The sequence below is a fragment of the Meiothermus sp. CFH 77666 genome, assembly GCF_017497985.1.
In the GTDB taxonomy this organism is placed as follows: Bacteria; Deinococcota; Deinococci; order Deinococcales; family Thermaceae; genus Meiothermus.
This window is the reverse complement of sequence record NZ_JAGDFV010000022.1, coordinates 13,008-27,347: the sequence shown is the minus strand read 5'-3', so window position 1 is coordinate 27,347 and position 14,340 is coordinate 13,008. Positions and strand designations below refer to the sequence as shown.

15 protein-coding genes are annotated in these 14,340 nt (G+C 61.5%); 10 read left to right on the top strand and 5 right to left on the bottom strand.

The window, feature by feature from the left end; translation table 11 throughout:
- Positions 1-90: 90 nt before the first annotated feature.
- The 5 genes from metK (at position 91) to pruA (ending at position 5,280) form a co-directional block, all read left to right on the top strand.
- Positions 91-1,266 carry a methionine adenosyltransferase gene (metK, locus tag J3L12_RS11775; RefSeq protein ID WP_208015258.1) on the top strand — a complete coding sequence of 392 codons (1,176 nt, stop codon included), beginning with the start codon at positions 91-93 and terminating at the stop codon, positions 1,264-1,266.
- A 440-nt stretch (positions 1,267-1,706) separates the two neighbouring features.
- Positions 1,707-2,366 carry a GntR family transcriptional regulator gene (locus J3L12_RS11770; protein WP_208015257.1) on the top strand — a complete coding sequence of 220 codons (660 nt, stop codon included), beginning with the start codon at positions 1,707-1,709 and terminating at the stop codon, positions 2,364-2,366.
- Positions 2,367-2,376: 10 nt separating this feature from the next.
- On the top strand, positions 2,377-3,300 hold the full coding sequence (locus tag J3L12_RS11765; RefSeq protein ID WP_208015256.1) for a proline dehydrogenase: 924 nt from the start codon (positions 2,377-2,379) through the stop codon (positions 3,298-3,300).
- A gap of 2 nt (positions 3,301-3,302) precedes the next feature.
- Positions 3,303-3,704, top strand: coding sequence for an ACT domain-containing protein (locus tag J3L12_RS11760; protein WP_208015255.1), 402 nt, complete (start codon positions 3,303-3,305; stop codon positions 3,702-3,704).
- Positions 3,705-3,732: 28 nt separating this feature from the next.
- Positions 3,733-5,280, top strand: a complete 1,548-nt coding sequence (gene pruA, locus J3L12_RS11755) for an L-glutamate gamma-semialdehyde dehydrogenase (RefSeq protein WP_208015254.1) — start codon at positions 3,733-3,735, stop codon at positions 5,278-5,280.
- Between the two features lie 373 nt (positions 5,281-5,653).
- On the opposite strand, the gene J3L12_RS11750 is transcribed toward pruA, so the two are convergent.
- Both J3L12_RS11750 and J3L12_RS11745 read right to left on the bottom strand, forming a co-directional pair.
- Positions 5,654-5,884 (bottom strand): hypothetical protein, encoded by a 231-nt coding sequence (locus J3L12_RS11750; RefSeq protein ID WP_208015253.1) that lies wholly within the window; start codon positions 5,882-5,884, stop codon positions 5,654-5,656.
- Between the two features lie 215 nt (positions 5,885-6,099).
- Complete coding sequence (locus J3L12_RS11745; RefSeq protein ID WP_208015252.1) at positions 6,100-6,561, bottom strand: HD domain-containing protein; 462 nt, start codon at positions 6,559-6,561, stop codon at positions 6,100-6,102.
- Positions 6,562-6,657: 96 nt separating this feature from the next.
- Here J3L12_RS11745 and J3L12_RS11740 point away from each other — a divergent pair, with 96 nt between their 5' ends.
- Positions 6,658-7,308 (top strand): aquaporin, encoded by a 651-nt coding sequence (locus J3L12_RS11740; protein WP_208015251.1) that lies wholly within the window; start codon positions 6,658-6,660, stop codon positions 7,306-7,308.
- 42 nt (positions 7,309-7,350) lie between these two features.
- Here the strand turns inward: J3L12_RS11740 and J3L12_RS11735 are convergent, their stop codons facing one another.
- Positions 7,351-8,016 (bottom strand): uracil-DNA glycosylase, encoded by a 666-nt coding sequence (locus tag J3L12_RS11735; RefSeq protein WP_208015250.1) that lies wholly within the window; start codon positions 8,014-8,016, stop codon positions 7,351-7,353.
- 190 nt (positions 8,017-8,206) lie between these two features.
- Between J3L12_RS11735 and J3L12_RS11730 the strand changes: the two genes are divergently transcribed.
- The 3 genes from J3L12_RS11730 to J3L12_RS11720 all read left to right on the top strand — a co-directional run bounded on the left by J3L12_RS11730 (position 8,207) and on the right by J3L12_RS11720 (position 11,422).
- Positions 8,207-9,682 carry a nitronate monooxygenase gene (locus J3L12_RS11730; protein ID WP_347708889.1) on the top strand — a complete coding sequence of 492 codons (1,476 nt, stop codon included), beginning with the start codon at positions 8,207-8,209 and terminating at the stop codon, positions 9,680-9,682.
- A 267-nt stretch (positions 9,683-9,949) separates the two neighbouring features.
- Positions 9,950-10,891 (top strand): VWA domain-containing protein, encoded by a 942-nt coding sequence (locus J3L12_RS11725; protein WP_208015249.1) that lies wholly within the window; start codon positions 9,950-9,952, stop codon positions 10,889-10,891.
- A 159-nt stretch (positions 10,892-11,050) separates the two neighbouring features.
- On the top strand, positions 11,051-11,422 hold the full coding sequence (locus tag J3L12_RS11720; protein WP_208015248.1) for a lysozyme inhibitor LprI family protein: 372 nt from the start codon (positions 11,051-11,053) through the stop codon (positions 11,420-11,422).
- Here the strand turns inward: J3L12_RS11720 and J3L12_RS11715 are convergent.
- Entirely contained in the window at positions 11,406-11,966 is a 561-nt protein-coding gene (locus J3L12_RS11715) for a hypothetical protein (RefSeq protein WP_208015247.1), read from the bottom strand. The genes J3L12_RS11720 and J3L12_RS11715 overlap by 17 nt on opposite strands.
- A 191-nt stretch (positions 11,967-12,157) precedes the next feature.
- Here J3L12_RS11715 and J3L12_RS11710 point away from each other — a divergent pair, with 191 nt between their 5' ends.
- Positions 12,158-13,360, top strand: coding sequence for a Mur ligase family protein (locus tag J3L12_RS11710; RefSeq protein ID WP_208015246.1), 1,203 nt, complete (start codon positions 12,158-12,160; stop codon positions 13,358-13,360).
- A gap of 63 nt (positions 13,361-13,423) precedes the next feature.
- On the opposite strand, the gene J3L12_RS11705 is transcribed toward J3L12_RS11710, so the two are convergent.
- Positions 13,424-14,338 carry a hypothetical protein gene (locus J3L12_RS11705; protein WP_208015245.1) on the bottom strand — a complete coding sequence of 305 codons (915 nt, stop codon included), beginning with the start codon at positions 14,336-14,338 and terminating at the stop codon, positions 13,424-13,426.
- Positions 14,339-14,340 lie beyond the last annotated feature (2 nt).

Sequence of the window (14,340 nt, the reverse complement as noted above, 5' to 3'; positions counted from 1 at the left end):
GAGTTCAGGCTTCCGTGGAACGAACTGCTCATGGGAGTGCTATACTTTGTCGGTTGACGCGGCTTTACTGCGTGCTACAGGAGGACAAAGTTGCAACGACTGGTAACTTCGGAATCGGTGACGGAAGGGCACCCCGACAAGCTAGCCGACCGCATTTCCGATGCGGTGCTGGATGCTATTCTGGCTGAGGATGCCGAGGCCAGGGTGGCCTGCGAAACCCTGGTGACCACGGGTCTGGTGATGGTGGCGGGCGAGATTACCACCGAGAGCTATGTGGACATTCCCCGCCTGGTGCGACAGACCGTGCTCGAGGTGGGCTATACCCGGGCCAAGTACGGCTTCGATGGTGACACCTGTGCGGTGCTTACCGCCATAGACGAGCAGTCACCCGACATTGCCGGCGGGGTCAACGAGTCCTGGGAGTGGCGGGTGTTGGGCTCACGAGACCCGTTCGATCAGGTGGGCGCTGGCGACCAAGGTCTAATGTTCGGCTATGCCACCGACGAGACCCCCGAGCTGATGCCGCTGCCCATCTCGCTCGCCCACCGGCTCACCCGCCGCCTGGCCGAAGCCCGCAAGACCGGCGAGATCCCTTACCTGCGCCCGGACGGTAAGGCCCAGGTGACCGTGGTCTATGAGGGTCAGACGCCGCTCTACGTGGGGACGGCGCTGGTCTCCACTCAGCACTCCGAAGAGGTCGAGGCCGACCAGATTCAGCACGACATTCGCACCCTGGTCATCGAGAAGGCCATTCCGGAGCAGTACCTGAGCAAGGAAACCCTCTACCTGGTAAACCCCTCGGGCAAGTTTGTGATTGGCGGACCGCACGGCGACACCGGCCTCACCGGGCGCAAGATTATCGTAGACACCTACGGGGGTGCTGTGCCCCACGGCGGGGGGGCCTTCAGCGGCAAAGACCCCACCAAGGTAGACCGCTCGGCGGCCTACTATGCCCGCTACATCGCCAAGAACATCGTGGCCGCCGGGCTGGCCAAACGGGCGCTCATCGAGCTGGCCTACGCCATCGGCAAAGCCCGCCCGGTGGGAATGCGGGTGGAGACCTTTGGCACGGGTATTGTGCCCGATGAAAAGCTGACCGAGGCCGCCCAGAAAGTCTTCGATGCCCGACCCAGGGCCATTATCGAGAACCTCAACCTGCGCCGCCCCATCTACACCCCCACCTCGGCCTACGGCCACTTTGGCCGCGAAGGCTTCCCCTGGGAAAACACCGATAAGGTTGAAGCACTGCGCCAGATCTTTTCCTGACTGAAGCCCCGGTCAGGTCAAAAAGTCGGTTGACGCCCTCAATTTCGGCTCACACCCCCACCCAACCTCCCCCATCAAGGGGGAGGAGTGCTTTAGCCGACTTCAAATGCTGGCTTTATTGGACTTTTGCTGATCTTGGGGATCCAAAAACCTACCTCACCGTGAAGAAACTGGCTTGAATAGTAGCGATTGAACCGATTCCAACCATTCGGGCTGCGCTCTGCAAACAACGCAGATGACCTGGTATGGAGGCTCACGCTTGCTGCACCTGGGATCTCCTTCACCTCGAGCAGCGCAGTGGGTGTGACAAGCTCTGCTTTGGGGCCTGAGACATGCGACCGGGCGCTGGCCTCTTTGTGCAATCTACGATTTTGTAAAGGTTTCCGTTCACCGCATAGATTGACCCTGAATCCCCCGGAGGTGTATACTGTATACACTTTATGGCCCACTTCCAACGACCCCACTCGGTGCGGGAGGCGGCCTACGCGCACCTGCGGGGGGCCATTCTGGCTGGTTCCTTGCTGCCAGGGACGCGCATCTCTGAGCCGGGGCTGGCCCAGGAACTCGGCGTTAGCCGTACCCCTGTGCGGGAAGCCTTGCAGCGTCTGTCGCAGGAGGGCCTGGTGGAGCTACTGCCGAACAGGGGGGCGCGGGTGCGTGTTCTGTCGGCCAACGAGGTGCGCGAGGTCTACGATGTGCGGGCCTTGCTCGAGGGCGAGGCGGCGGCTTTGGCGGCCCGCAATGCTACCCCAGCAGAACTGGATAACCTGGAGCGGCTTCTGAAGGCCCTGGATGCGCTGCCCAAAGACGACTACAACCAGCAGATGCAGGTAGACTTCGACTTTCACACGGCGCTGGTCGAGGCGGCCCACAACAAAACCCTGGCCCGGATTTATGCCGACCTGCGCTCGAGCCTGACGCTCATTCGCTCCTTCCAGCGCACCCTTTCCCAACACCCCAAAACCCGCCGGCAGCATCAGGCCATTCTGTTGGCCATCAAGGCCCACAACCCCCAACAAGCCGCCGAGGCAGCGCGGGCGCACGTGTACTACTTCCGCGACCTGGTGATGCAAAGCCTTCGGGAGCAGGTCTGGCAGTAGAGGAGTGTGTATGGATTTCAATCAAAGCTATCGTTCGTTTGTGCTGGCGATTGCCCAGAACAAAAGCGTCAAAAACCTGGTGCTGACCCGTGGGCGCAATTTTGCCCGCCGCTTTATTGCGGGCGATACCCTGGAGGAAGCCCTGCAGGCGGTGGAGGCCCTCGAGCGCGACCAGATACATGCCATCCTGGATTTGTTGGGGGAGATGGTCACTTCCGAAGCCGAAGCGCGAAAATTCCAGAGCGAGATTCTTCGGCTGGTAGCCGCCTTTGGCGCGTTGCCCTACCCCAGGTATGTGGCCCTCAAGCTCACCCAACTGGGGCTCGATCTCTCCGAAGACCTGGCTTTCTCCCTGATGCACGAGATTCTGACCGAGGCAGAGAAGGCGGACTGCTTCGTGCGGATTGACATGGAGGATAGCCCCCGGGTAGAGGCCACGCTGCGGCTCTACAAGCGTTTGCGCGAGGCTGGCTTCAACAACACCGGGGTGGTGCTGCAAAGCTACCTCAAACGCACCGAGCAAGACCTGCAAGACCTGATACCCCTCCAGACCCCGGTACGCATCGTGAAGGGCGCTTACAAGGAACCCCCCGAGGTGGCTTTCCAGGACAAGCGCATGGTGGACGCCCAGTTTGTGGTGTTGTGTAAGAAAGCCCTGGAAAACGGCCTCTATACCGCCATCGCCAGCCACGACCCCTACATCCTCGAGGAGATGAAGCGCTGGACAGCCGAGAAAGGCATCGGGCGTGACCGCTTCGAGTTCCAGCTGCTCTACGGGGTGCGCCGCGATGAGCAGAAAAAACTGGCCGCCGAGGGCTATACTGTGCGGGCCTACGTACCCTACGGCACCGACTGGTACCCCTACTTTTCGCGCCGCATCGCCGAACGGCCCGAGAACCTCCTGTTTGTGGCCCGGAGCCTGATTCAGGGATAGATATGGCAGCCAAACTGGATTTGCACCTGCTGGAAGGCCTGTATGCGGTCTGCTGGCTCGAGGCTACCGCCTCCATCCCGGCCTGGGCCCTGGGCGAGGGCTTTGTGAGCATCAGCCGCAGCGACGAGGAGCTGAGCGTGGTCTGCCTCCAGAACCGCGTGCCCCCCGAAGTCAAAGCCGAACGCGACTGGCGCTGCCTTTCTCTGGCGGGCCCCTTCAATTTCGCCCTCACCGGCATTCTGGCTTCGGTACTGAACCCGCTGGCCCAGGCCGGAGTCGGCATCTTTGCAGTCTCGACCTTCAATACCGACTACGTGCTGCTCAAAGGCCACCAGCTAAAGCGGGCTGTGGCGGCCCTCGAGCAGGCCGGACACGTGGTGCATGGTGGAAAGCAAAAGTCTTGAGTGAAAGGCATCCACGAAAGGAGTTAGTATGACCCCCGAACCCTACCGCCCCGAACCCATCGAAACCTTCCAGAGCCTCGAGGCTTTTGAGGCCATGCGCAAAGCCCTGACCGAGGTACGTGCCCAGTTTGGCCGCCACTACCCCCTCATCATCGGCGGCGAGAAAGTGCACACCCAGGCCACCATCACCTCCACCAACCCCTCCAACCCTGCGGAGGTGGTCGGCGTCAGCGCCAAGGCCGGTATTGCCGAGGCCGATGCCGCGCTGGACGCAGCCTGGCGCGCCTTCCAGAGTTGGAAAGACTGGCCCCAGGAGCACCGCAGCCGGGTTTTGCTCAAGGCAGCCCAGATAATGAAGCGCCGCCAGCGCGAGCTCGAGGCCTGGCTGGTCTACGAGATTGGCAAAAACTGGGTGGAGGCCGCCGCCGATGTAGCTGAAGCCATCGACTTTATTCGCTACTACGCCATCTCGGCCCTCAAGTACAAGGACGGCGCCCCGGTGGTGCCCTATCCGGGTGAGGACAACGAGGCCTTCTACATCCCGCTGGGGGTGGGGGTGGTGATTGCCCCCTGGAACTTCCCCCTGGCCATCCTGACCGGCATGACCGTGGCCCCCATTGCGGTGGGCAACTGCGTGGTTTCCAAACCCGCCGAAGACACCGTGGTGATCGCGGCCAAGCTCTTCGAGATTCTGGAAGAGGCCGGTCTGCCCGCAGGGGTAGCGAACTATCTGCCGGGGTCGGGCAGCGAAGTGGGGGCCTATCTGGTGCAGCACCCCCGCACCCGCTTCATCAACTTTACGGGCTCCCTCGAGGTCGGCCTCCGCATCAACGAAAGCGCGGCCCGGCTCTCGCCGGGGCAGGTCTGGCTCAAGCGGGTTTTTTTGGAGCTGGGCGGTAAAGACGGCCTGATTGTGGACGAGACCGCCGACCTGGACGCAGCAGCCCAGGCCACCGTGCAGAGCGCTTATGGTTTCCAGGGGCAGAAGTGCTCGGCGGCCTCGAGGTTGATTGTGGTGGATGCCGTACACGACCTCCTGATGGAGCAGATTCTGCACCGCACCGAGGGCCTGATTGTGGGCCCCGCCGAGGAGAACCCCGATATGGGGCCGGTAGCCAGCGCCCAGCAGGAAAAAACCGTGCTGTCCTATATCGAGATAGGGCAGCAAGAGGGCCGGCTGGCCCTGGGGGGGCGCAAGCTCGAGGGCAGTGGATTTTTCATCGCGCCCACCGTGTTCGAGCGGGTTTCCCCCGATGCCCGCATTGCCCAGGAAGAAATCTTTGGCCCGGTGCTCTCGGTGATTCGCGTGCCCGACTTCGACACCGCGCTCGAGGTGGCCAACGGCACCCGATATGGCCTGACGGGCGGGGTGTTCTCGCGCAAGCGCGAGCGCCTGGAGCGGGCCCGCCGCGAGTTCCATGTAGGTAACCTGTACTTCAACCGCAAAATTACTGGAGCCCTGGTAGGCGTGCAGCCCTTTGGCGGCTTCAACCTTTCGGGCACCGATACCAAGGCCGGGGGGCCGGATTACCTGCTCAACTTCCTGCAGATGAAGAGCGTGACTGAGCGCTTCTGAGTTGTATTCGAACGCGCACCACACAGACCAAACGACCTACCTACTCCTCACAGAGCCTTCGGCTTTCGGCCCTGGGTGTCGGGGAGTGTGGGATCTATCAAAGTTGACGGCGCTGGTAAGTATCGTCGTAAAAGTGCCCATACAACCTTAGGCGAACCTCGGCCCGAACGCTCGTCAACCAGTCTCTCAAATCGCGGTCGTCCTTGCGAGGAGGCCAGAGGCCGACGAAGCAATCCAGAGCAGGCTTACCGAACGATTGGCCAGGTAGGGTGAACTGGATTGCTTCGCATCCAGCGGATGCTCGCAATGACCAAAAGACTTCCGGGATTCCTGCGAGAGTGTATAAACATCTGTACGACTCTGTAAGTTGGCATTATTGGCTTGGTTCCCAACCCAATGCCCGCAGCCCTGGTCTGGCGAGCAGCCGGTTTTGCAGGTTGTGGATGTCCCGCACGGTTTCCACTTGCTCGCTGGGGTGAAGGGTGGGGAGCTCGAGCAGGGCCCCGGCGACCTTGCCCAGGGCGAGCCAGATTTCCACTTCCTGTACGGTCATGCCGTAGGCCAGCAGGCGCCGGCGCTCTTCAGCGATGGTTCTCGAGGGCATGGGAATCACCTTGAGGGCCAGGGTAGAAAAGGGAGCGTTATATTTGTGTTACACCCTTTTCGCTTGAACACTTTGCATGCTGCAGGAAAGGGGAGGTAGGAACAGAGGGTTGGAAACCCACTACCCACCTCCTACCACCCACTGCCACCTTGGGGTGTACACGAAAGTTGGTTACAGGCCTAAAGTTGGTATTTCCTGATGCGCCCAAGGCATTATCAAAACTCTTCATCCACCTCGTAGAGCCGCTTGGCCCAGAGGCTTTGGGGCTGGTGGTGCTCCCGCACAATCTGGGCGACCTGAGGGTCGAGGATGCGCATGGCCGCATACTCGGGGTGGTGGCGGCGAATCTGCCAGGCCCCACGCAGCCCCTTGTCCAGGGGTTCGATGGGAACCTCGAGGCTAATGAGGCCAGTCAGGATGCGCTCCAAAGGCCGGTAGGGCCGCAGGGCCTTGCCACTGTCGTGCAGCAGGGCGGCCCGCACCGCATAGCTGGGGGCCTCGGGGTAGCGTTCCAGCAGCCGCTTGGCCACCCGTACGGCGTGTTCCCGATCACGCACATCCATGGCCTTGTACAGGTGGGCCTCCTCGATGCTGAGCTCGGCCAGGGCCCAGGCATCGTCCGGGGTGGCCCGAGCGGGCGTAAAGGCTTTATACAATCGCTTCAGACGCAACCACATGTATTTATCCTACGTACTTGTGCAGGCTTGCTTTGTCAAATCCGGCCAATTGTGGGAACCCTGCTGGCTAAGGTAACGTTATGGCGGGAGGAAAGCATGAACATACGCGCTCTAGTTGCAGAGTTTCTGGGGGTTTTTGCCCTGTGTTTTGTGGGGATTGGGGCCATTGCGGCCACCCAGGGCGGCGATTTGTTGGCGGTGGCCCTGGCCCACGGACTGGCCATTGGCCTTTCGGTGGTGGCCCTGGGGGTCATCTCAGGGGGCCATTTCAACCCTGCCGTTACCTTTGGCATGCTCATCACCGGGCGCATTACCCCGGTGGGTGCGGTTGGTTACTGGGTGGCCCAACTGCTGGGGGGGCTGGTGGCGGCCTTCTTTATTGGCGCCCTTTATGGCGGCAACGCCGTGGCCGAAGGAACCCCGGTTCCCGGCGCCAACCACACCGCCATCCAGGCCCTCATGATGGAGGTTTTCCTGACCTTCTTTTTGGTCTCGGTGATTTTTGGCTCGGCGGTTTTCAATAACTATAGCTATGCTGGGCTGGCCATCGGTTTGGCCATCACCATGGACATCCTGGCCGGAGGCGCTATTTCGGGGGCGGCCATGAACCCTGCCCGGGTGCTTGGCCCCGCCATCATAGGCGGTGAGTGGAATGCCCACTGGGTTTACTGGGCCGGCCCGCTGGTGGGGGCTGGGCTGGCGGCCTTGCTTTACGACTTCTTGTACAGCAAGAAGGCTGATAGCTGATGGCTTGTAGCCGATAGCCCGTGGCTTAAATTTGGCTTTCTGCTATGGGCTATTGGCAAGCCTTTTCGCTCGCTCGAGGATTGCGTCAAACATGGGCGCAGTGAGTTTGCCGGTGTTGGTGTTCTGGCGGCTAACGTGGTAGGAGCTCAACAGAACCCGCTCACCCAAGCGGTACTCGCTGCCGTGTGCGAAGGGATGGGCCGACCGGCGCAGGCCGTGATAGTCCAGGAGGGCTTGGTGGGCAATCTGACCCAGAGCCAGGTAGACCTTCAGGTTCTTTAGCAAGGCCAGTTCTTGCTGGGTCCAGGAGGCGCAGGCATCTAGCTCGAGGGGGCTTGGTTTGTTGCCTGGGGGGGCGCAGCGTACGGCAGCCGTGATGTAGACGTTGTGCAGTAGCAGGCCATCGTTTATTTGGGTGGAGCTGGGCTGGTTGGCGAGCCCGGCGCGGTAGAGAGCCGGGTACAAAAAGTTGCCCGAGGCATCGCCGGTAAAGGGCCGTCCGGTGCGGTTGGAGCCGTGGGCGCCAGGGGCCAGCCCAAAAACCAGAATACGAGCGCTGGGGTCGCCAAAACCCGGTACGGGCCGGGCCCAGTATTCGAAATCCCGGTATGCGGCGCGTTTTTCCCGCCCAACCTGCTCGCGCCAGGCCACCAGCCGGGGGCAGGCGCAGCAGGCCGTGATTTGGGTATGGAGGGCCTCGAGGCTCATGCAATTCCCATTACATCATCAGACCGAGTCTTCTTGCTACCATGCCAACCCTTGCACAGCCATCACACTTTTCTATACCGGGTACAGACCTGCTGAGGTGGGAACCTTTGCCTTTCGTTCTCACCTGAACAGGCCGTACAATCAATCGTCTCGTCTTTATCTGGCCGAGCTTTTTTGGAGGTTTGTACCCGTGCAAAGTGTAGCTACTGTAGCCCTACCGCGCATCATTCAAGGTGGGATGGGCGTGTCTGTTTCCAACTGGCGTCTGGCCAGAACCGTTTCGCTGCTGGGCCAACTGGGGGTGGTGTCAGGCACCGCCATGGACACCGTAATGGTGCGGCGGCTGCAAGACGGCGACCCCGGTGGACTGGTGCGCCGGGCGCTGGCCGCATTCCCTTTTCAGCAATGGGTTAAGCCTGTACTGGACAAATACTTCCAGCCTGAAGGTCGGGGGGGACAGCCCTATAAACGAATTCCCATGCCCGCTCGCCTGGGCGATACCGCCTCGCAAATTCTGCACGTGCTGGGGGGCTATGTAGAGGTATTTTTAGCCAAGGAGGGCCACCCTGGTCTTGTTGGGATCAATCTCCTTACCAAGCTGCAAATCCCTACCCTCGGGACGCTGTATGGGGCCATGCTGGCCGGGGTGGATTATGTACTGATGGGCGCGGGCATCCCCCGCGAGATTCCGGAGGCCCTGGACAAACTAGCCGCAGGGGAGACCGCCTCGCTCAAAATTGACGTGACAGGTTGGACAGCCCCCGAGGCTCCCCGCCTGCAGTTCAACCCACTGGAAATCGCCGGTCAGGCCCAGACCCTCAAACGCCCCGGCTTTTTGCCGATTATCGCTTCCAACTCCCTGGCCACCCTGCTGGCCCGCAAGGTGACGGGAACCATTCAAGGTTTTGTGATTGAAGGGCCCACGGCGGGCGGGCACAATGCCCCCCCTCGAGGAGCGCCGGTATTTGATGAGCGTGGCCAGCCGGTGTACGGCGAGCGGGATGTGGTAGACCTCGAGCAGATCAAAGCCCTGGGCCTGCCCTTCTGGCTGGCAGGCGGCACCGGTTCGCCCGAAGCCCTGCAAAGAGCAATAAACCAGGGTGCAGCAGGCATCCAGGTGGGTACACTCTTTGCCTACAGTCAGGAGTCGGGCTTCGAGCCGAGCCTGAAGGCGCGGGTACTGGAGCAGGCCGCCAGAGGTGAGGTCAGGGTCTTTACCGACCCCAAAGCCTCGCCCACCGGATTTCCGTTCAAGGTAGCCGAGGTAGAGGGCACGCTCTCGCAACCGGAGGTTTATCGGCGCCGGACGCGGGTCTGCGACCTGGGGTATTTGCGCGAGGCCTACCAGACCCCCGAAGGAAAAATCGGCTTCCGCTGTGCTTCCGAGCCCATCGAGCAGTACCTGGCCAAAGGGGGCGAGCTGGCCAACACCGAGGGGCGCAAGTGCCTGTGCAATGCGCTCCTGGCGGCGGTAGGGCAGGGCCAGGTACAGAAAAATGGCGACCTCGAGCTGCCTTTGGTGACGAGCGGAGATGACCTCGAGCGAATCGGTAGCTTCGTCAAGCAGTTTGGCACCCAGTACAGCGCTCGCGACGTGGTGGCCTATTTGTTAGGGGAATCGGTTTTGTCCGAGCCAATAACGCAGCAGTTGGTTGCGGGTGGATAATGCCGAGGATCTGAGGGTTTACCTGAGGTTATCTCGGCTTCTGGCAATCTGGAAATTATAGACCCGGATTTACTGGCACAGGAGCTATCCCCACCGAAGTAGCACCCGTCCCAATCACTTCAGGGGCAGAGCAGCGGTTTCTGCCCCTGAGTTTGTGTATGTTTATTGAAGAGGAACCGTAAATGGGCCTACCATCTGGTGCGAGATTAGCAGGCAAACTCGAAGGGTAGTTTATTTCCCGAAGCAAGGCCTTGTAAGGGGTGAACCGTGAGCTTTCAGTTTCCGTTTCTGCTCCTGGCGCTGCTGCTCGTACCGCTGCTGGCCTGGGTTTACTGGCGCAGGGTACAGAGTGGAACGGCCAGTGCCCATGTGCTCTATCCCAACCTGGCGCAGTTTGCCCGCATCGCTGAGCCGCGCTGGAAGCGCCACCTGAGCGCAGGGTTGTACGGCCTGGCGCTGGTGCTGGCCCTGCTGGCGCTGGCCCGCCCTCAGGCGGTGCTGCTTGCTCCCGACAACATGACCACGGTAATGGTCACCATAGACATCAGCCGCTCGATGCGGGCGCAGGATATTGAACCGGATCGCTTTACCGCGGCCAAAAAAGAGGCCCGGAATTTTGTGCGCTCCCTGCCCGATGGCGCCAAGGTAGGCCTGGTGAGCTTTGCAGGTTATGCAACCCTGGAAGTAGAACCCACTACCGACCACCAGCGCATCATTGACCAGATTGAGCTGCTTCAGATGGCCCGTGGAACGGCCATTGGCGATGGCCTCTTAGAAAGCCTCAAAGCCTTCCCCAAAGACGCCAACGGCAAACTACTAGGCCCCGCCACGGTGGTCTTGCTTTCGGATGGCCGCAACAACCGGGGGATTGACCCCCTCGAGGTGACCCCTTTCGCTAAAGACATGGGTGTGGTGGTGCATACCATCGGGCTGGGCCGGCGCAGCAACCCGGGCGACCCCGACCAGCAGTGGGGCGGCTTCTGGATGCAGTTCGACGAAGAGACCCTGCGGGCCATTGCCGAGTCCACCGGCGGTCGGTACTATGCCGCAGAGTCCGCCGAAGCCCTCCGGCAGGCCTACCGCAACCTGGGCCGGGTGGTAGGCTGGAAGCCCCAGCGCACCGAAGTGAGCAGCCTGTTTGGACTGGCGGCGGGGTTGGTGCTGGCCTCGAGTCTGCTTATTTCTAACCTGCGACGCCAGGTGATCTGAAAGCTTGTATTACGCTCAAAAGGGTTTTGTGGAGGAGCCTTTTCGAGTGAATGGCTCTTAAAAGCGGTCACCTGGCTATCTTTGATCTCACCCCATTGCAAATGCTGATTTGACCTAGCGATTCGGTGCTGTCAGGTTTAGATTGGGGTGGGAGGGATTATGAAAAAACTGGCAGTGGTGGGTCTACTGGTGGGGGCAAGCTGGGGATGGGCCGCAGGTTGTGACAACCCCAGTACAGACTTCGACTATGTCTACTGTGCAACCCAGCTTTTCGTGCAGGCCGACAAAGAAATCAACGATGTGTACCGCGAGCTGGTGAGCAAGCTGAACGCGGAAGGGCGCTCGGTGTTGCGCACCTCGCAACTGGCCTGGATCAAGAGCCGTAACCAGCAGTGCTCACGGGTAGATGGCAGCTCGCGGGTCGTTGACCTCGATTGTGCGACCCGCATGACCCAGGAGCGCACCAGCTTTCTCAAGGCCCGCATCCGCGAGTGCAACAGCACGGGCTGTGTGATCAGCCGCTTGCGCTGAGGGCTAAGTTCAACCAACCCGAACCCAGCTCGAGCTTCTCAACCCGAACCATAGGGCTGGCCTCGAGCCCCAGCACCCCCAGGCTCTGCCCGAGGGGTGCTTCTTGCAGGGCCTTTTGCAGAAGCGGCTCGAGGCGTAGCCTTAGCTCCATATTTCCGCCCAACTCCAAAAGCCCCGGCAGGCGTTGGTTGGCCTGGGCTGACACAATTTCCAGCACCTTACCCGGTACCAGGTTAAGCACCGGAGCGCCCCGAAACCCCGAAAAAACAAGCTGCTCGACCCGCAGCCTCAGCACCTGCTGCGTGGGCTGATAACCCTGGGCCTGGAGCACCAGCTTCACTGCCGGGCCGCTGGCAAACCCGACTGCTAGCTGGCAGCGGTTTTCCCTCAGCTCGAGCTGCCGAACCTCCCCACCCTGCAAACGGCCCAGGGAAAAGCGCAGCAGTTTGAGGGGCAGGTCTACCCCGGCCAGCTGGTGCTGCACCCAGCCATGCAGCAGGGCCTGTTCAAGCTTTAGTTCCAGGTGGGCTTGCAACAGCGGCATGACCCCATTATCGGCCTTATACCAACTTTAGGTGTGTGGCTAATTTTTAGCGACACACGAGATGGGGGTGGGTGGTGGGGGGTTTTCAACGCCTACACCCTACTCCCTACCTCCCACCTCCTGGTGTAGGGTAGGTGTTCAAATAAAAACGGTATCAGAGAGTATGGGGGAAACAGGATAGACTGAGGTCTGTGACCTATCCCGAGGCGGTGGAATGGTTGTTTGCCCAGAGTCGCGCCGGGGCGCCCAGGGGTCTGTCGCGGATTCGAGAACTTTTGCAACGGCTGGGCCACCCCGAGGCCGTGTTTCCTGCCGTTCATGTGATTGGAACCAACGGCAAAGGCAGTGTGGTGGCCTACCTCGAGGCGGCCTTCAAGGTGGCGGGCGAGCCCTTCGGGGCCACCACCAGCCCCCACCTGATAGACTTCCGCGAGCGTATCCGCACCCACCAGGGCCCGATTCCCGAGGCCGAGGTGGTGCGATTTGTGGAGTGGGCTCGGGGCCAGCATTTCCAGGAACCGGTGGCTTTCTTCGACCTCACCACAGCGCTGGCGTTTCGGCACTTCGCGTCGGTGGGTGTTCGCATGGCAGCCGTGGAGGCCGGGGTGGGCGGGGTGCTGGATGCCACCCATGCGCTGTCTGATGTGCGGGTGACTGTGCTCACCAATATCGGGGAAGACCACCTAGAAACTCTGGGAGGCTCACTGGAAGGGGTGGCCAGGGACAAAGCGGGGGCCATTCGGGCAGGGGTTCCGGTGGTGACCGGGGCCGAGGGGCTTGGGCTGGAGGTGATCCGCAGCATAGCCGCCGAACGAGCGGCTCCGTTATATGTGCTCTCGGAAGGCGGCCCTATTTTCGATTTGCCTGTCCAACCTTCCTTACGGGGCCGCTTTCAACGGCAAAACGCCCGTCTTGCGGCGGCGGTTTTGCGCTTGCTGGGTTACGCCGAAGCGGTGGTATCCACAGGTTTATCCACAGCCGTGCATCCCGGCCGGATGCAGCAACTGACCTACCGGGGCGCTCCGGTGGTGCTCGACGGGGCCCACAATCCCCCAGCGGCCCGGGCCCTGGTAGAGGAGTTTGAGGGGTTTCACCTGGTGTTTGGCGCTTTCCCCCGCAAGGACTACCACACCATCCTGCGAACCCTTTTGCCCAAGGCCATAAGTGTGCGCTATACCTACGCCGCCAGGGGTGCCCTGCGGGCCGAGGCTTTGTTGCAAGAATACCCGGCCCCCTACTTCGAGCATCCCCTGGAGGCCCTCGAGCACGCAGTTGAGGCGGCTCGAGCGGACGGAAAACCGGTCCTGGTAACGGGCTCTTTGTACCTGGTGGGGGAGATGCTCCGCCTGCTGGAAATAGAGCCTTCGGCCAGACCTCCGATTGAAGCAGTTTGATAGACGCTGTTTTAGGCCAACAAAAACCTCCCCGGATACGGGGAGGCTCGGATAGCAAAGGCGCTACCGGACAGTCAGGTTGATGGTTTGTAACGGCGGATCGCTGGGCAAGGCGCCAATGGGGCGGACTTCGTAGGTGATGGGGCCGGGGCCGGGGTCAGAGCGGTAGCTCCAACCGCAGGTCGCATCGAGGGGCACATCCCGGCTGCCCACGGTGCGTTCACCGCGTTTGACCGTAACGGTGTAGCCTTGCCCGGCCCCCTCGCCGCCGAAACGGAAGGGGCGGGCCACGGTCTGCCCATCGCGCAAGGAAAGGGTGAAGTCTTTGGCGCAAGCGACGGCGGTTCCGGCAGCCGCCGCCACCGTGACCTGAATGCGGGCCGAAGCGCTGGCGCCACGCACCTCGTAGGTACGTTCCCCTGCCATGGGGGGCGGCACGGCCAGCGTCCAGGTGCCATCGGGGTTCACCACCACCCGGCCCAGGCTGGTGTTGTCTTCGAAGACCTCGAGCGCTTCCCCAGGCGTACCCACCCCCCGCAACTGGAATGTGCCAGCGGGCACCTGGGCGCCGCTGGTTGGTTCGCTGATTTGCAGATTACCCGTCGGCAGGGGCACGGTGAAGGTTAAATCCGACCTCGGCCCGAGGCTGGTTCCGCTGGCATCCACCGGCTGCAAAGTGAGGGTGTAATTGCCGGGTGCGCCAAAGTTGAAACCCGGCAAAGCCCAGCGTCCGTCGCTTCCGATGCGTACCGGCGCCCCCACCTTGTTGCCGTTCAGCAGCAGTTGAATGAAACCCCCTGGGGTGCCGGTGCCGCTCAAATCCACCGTGGGCCCCTGCAGCGTACCCGGAGCGGGCGTGGTGAGGGTGGGTGCAATGGCTACGCTACCCTGGCGGCCCATGCAGAAAAACAACAGGATGAGCAGAAGAACGGTGCCCAGCAGTTTGATCCAATCGTAGGTGATCCAGGCTCTGACCATGG

Excerpts from the sequence above, each read along its gene's own strand:
- J3L12_RS11770 (WP_208015257.1), top strand. The coding sequence starts at position 1,707 with ATGGCCCACTTCCAACGACCCCACTCGGTGCGGGAGGCGGCCTACGCG.
- J3L12_RS11765 (WP_208015256.1), top strand. The coding sequence starts at position 2,377 with ATGGATTTCAATCAAAGCTATCGTTCGTTTGTGCTGGCGATTGCCCAG.
- J3L12_RS11760 (WP_208015255.1), top strand. The coding sequence starts at position 3,303 with ATGGCAGCCAAACTGGATTTGCACCTGCTGGAAGGCCTGTATGCGGTC.
- pruA (WP_208015254.1), top strand. The coding sequence starts at position 3,733 with ATGACCCCCGAACCCTACCGCCCCGAACCCATCGAAACCTTCCAGAGC.
- J3L12_RS11750 (WP_208015253.1), bottom strand. The coding sequence starts at position 5,884 with ATGCCCTCGAGAACCATCGCTGAAGAGCGCCGGCGCCTGCTGGCCTAC.
- J3L12_RS11745 (WP_208015252.1), bottom strand. The coding sequence starts at position 6,561 with ATGTGGTTGCGTCTGAAGCGATTGTATAAAGCCTTTACGCCCGCTCGG.
- J3L12_RS11740 (WP_208015251.1), top strand. The coding sequence starts at position 6,658 with ATGAACATACGCGCTCTAGTTGCAGAGTTTCTGGGGGTTTTTGCCCTG.
- J3L12_RS11735 (WP_208015250.1), bottom strand. The coding sequence starts at position 8,016 with ATGAGCCTCGAGGCCCTCCATACCCAAATCACGGCCTGCTGCGCCTGC.
- J3L12_RS11720 (WP_208015248.1), top strand. The coding sequence starts at position 11,051 with ATGAAAAAACTGGCAGTGGTGGGTCTACTGGTGGGGGCAAGCTGGGGA.
- J3L12_RS11715 (WP_208015247.1), bottom strand. The coding sequence starts at position 11,966 with ATGCCGCTGTTGCAAGCCCACCTGGAACTAAAGCTTGAACAGGCCCTG.
- J3L12_RS11705 (WP_208015245.1), bottom strand. The coding sequence starts at position 14,338 with ATGGTCAGAGCCTGGATCACCTACGATTGGATCAAACTGCTGGGCACC.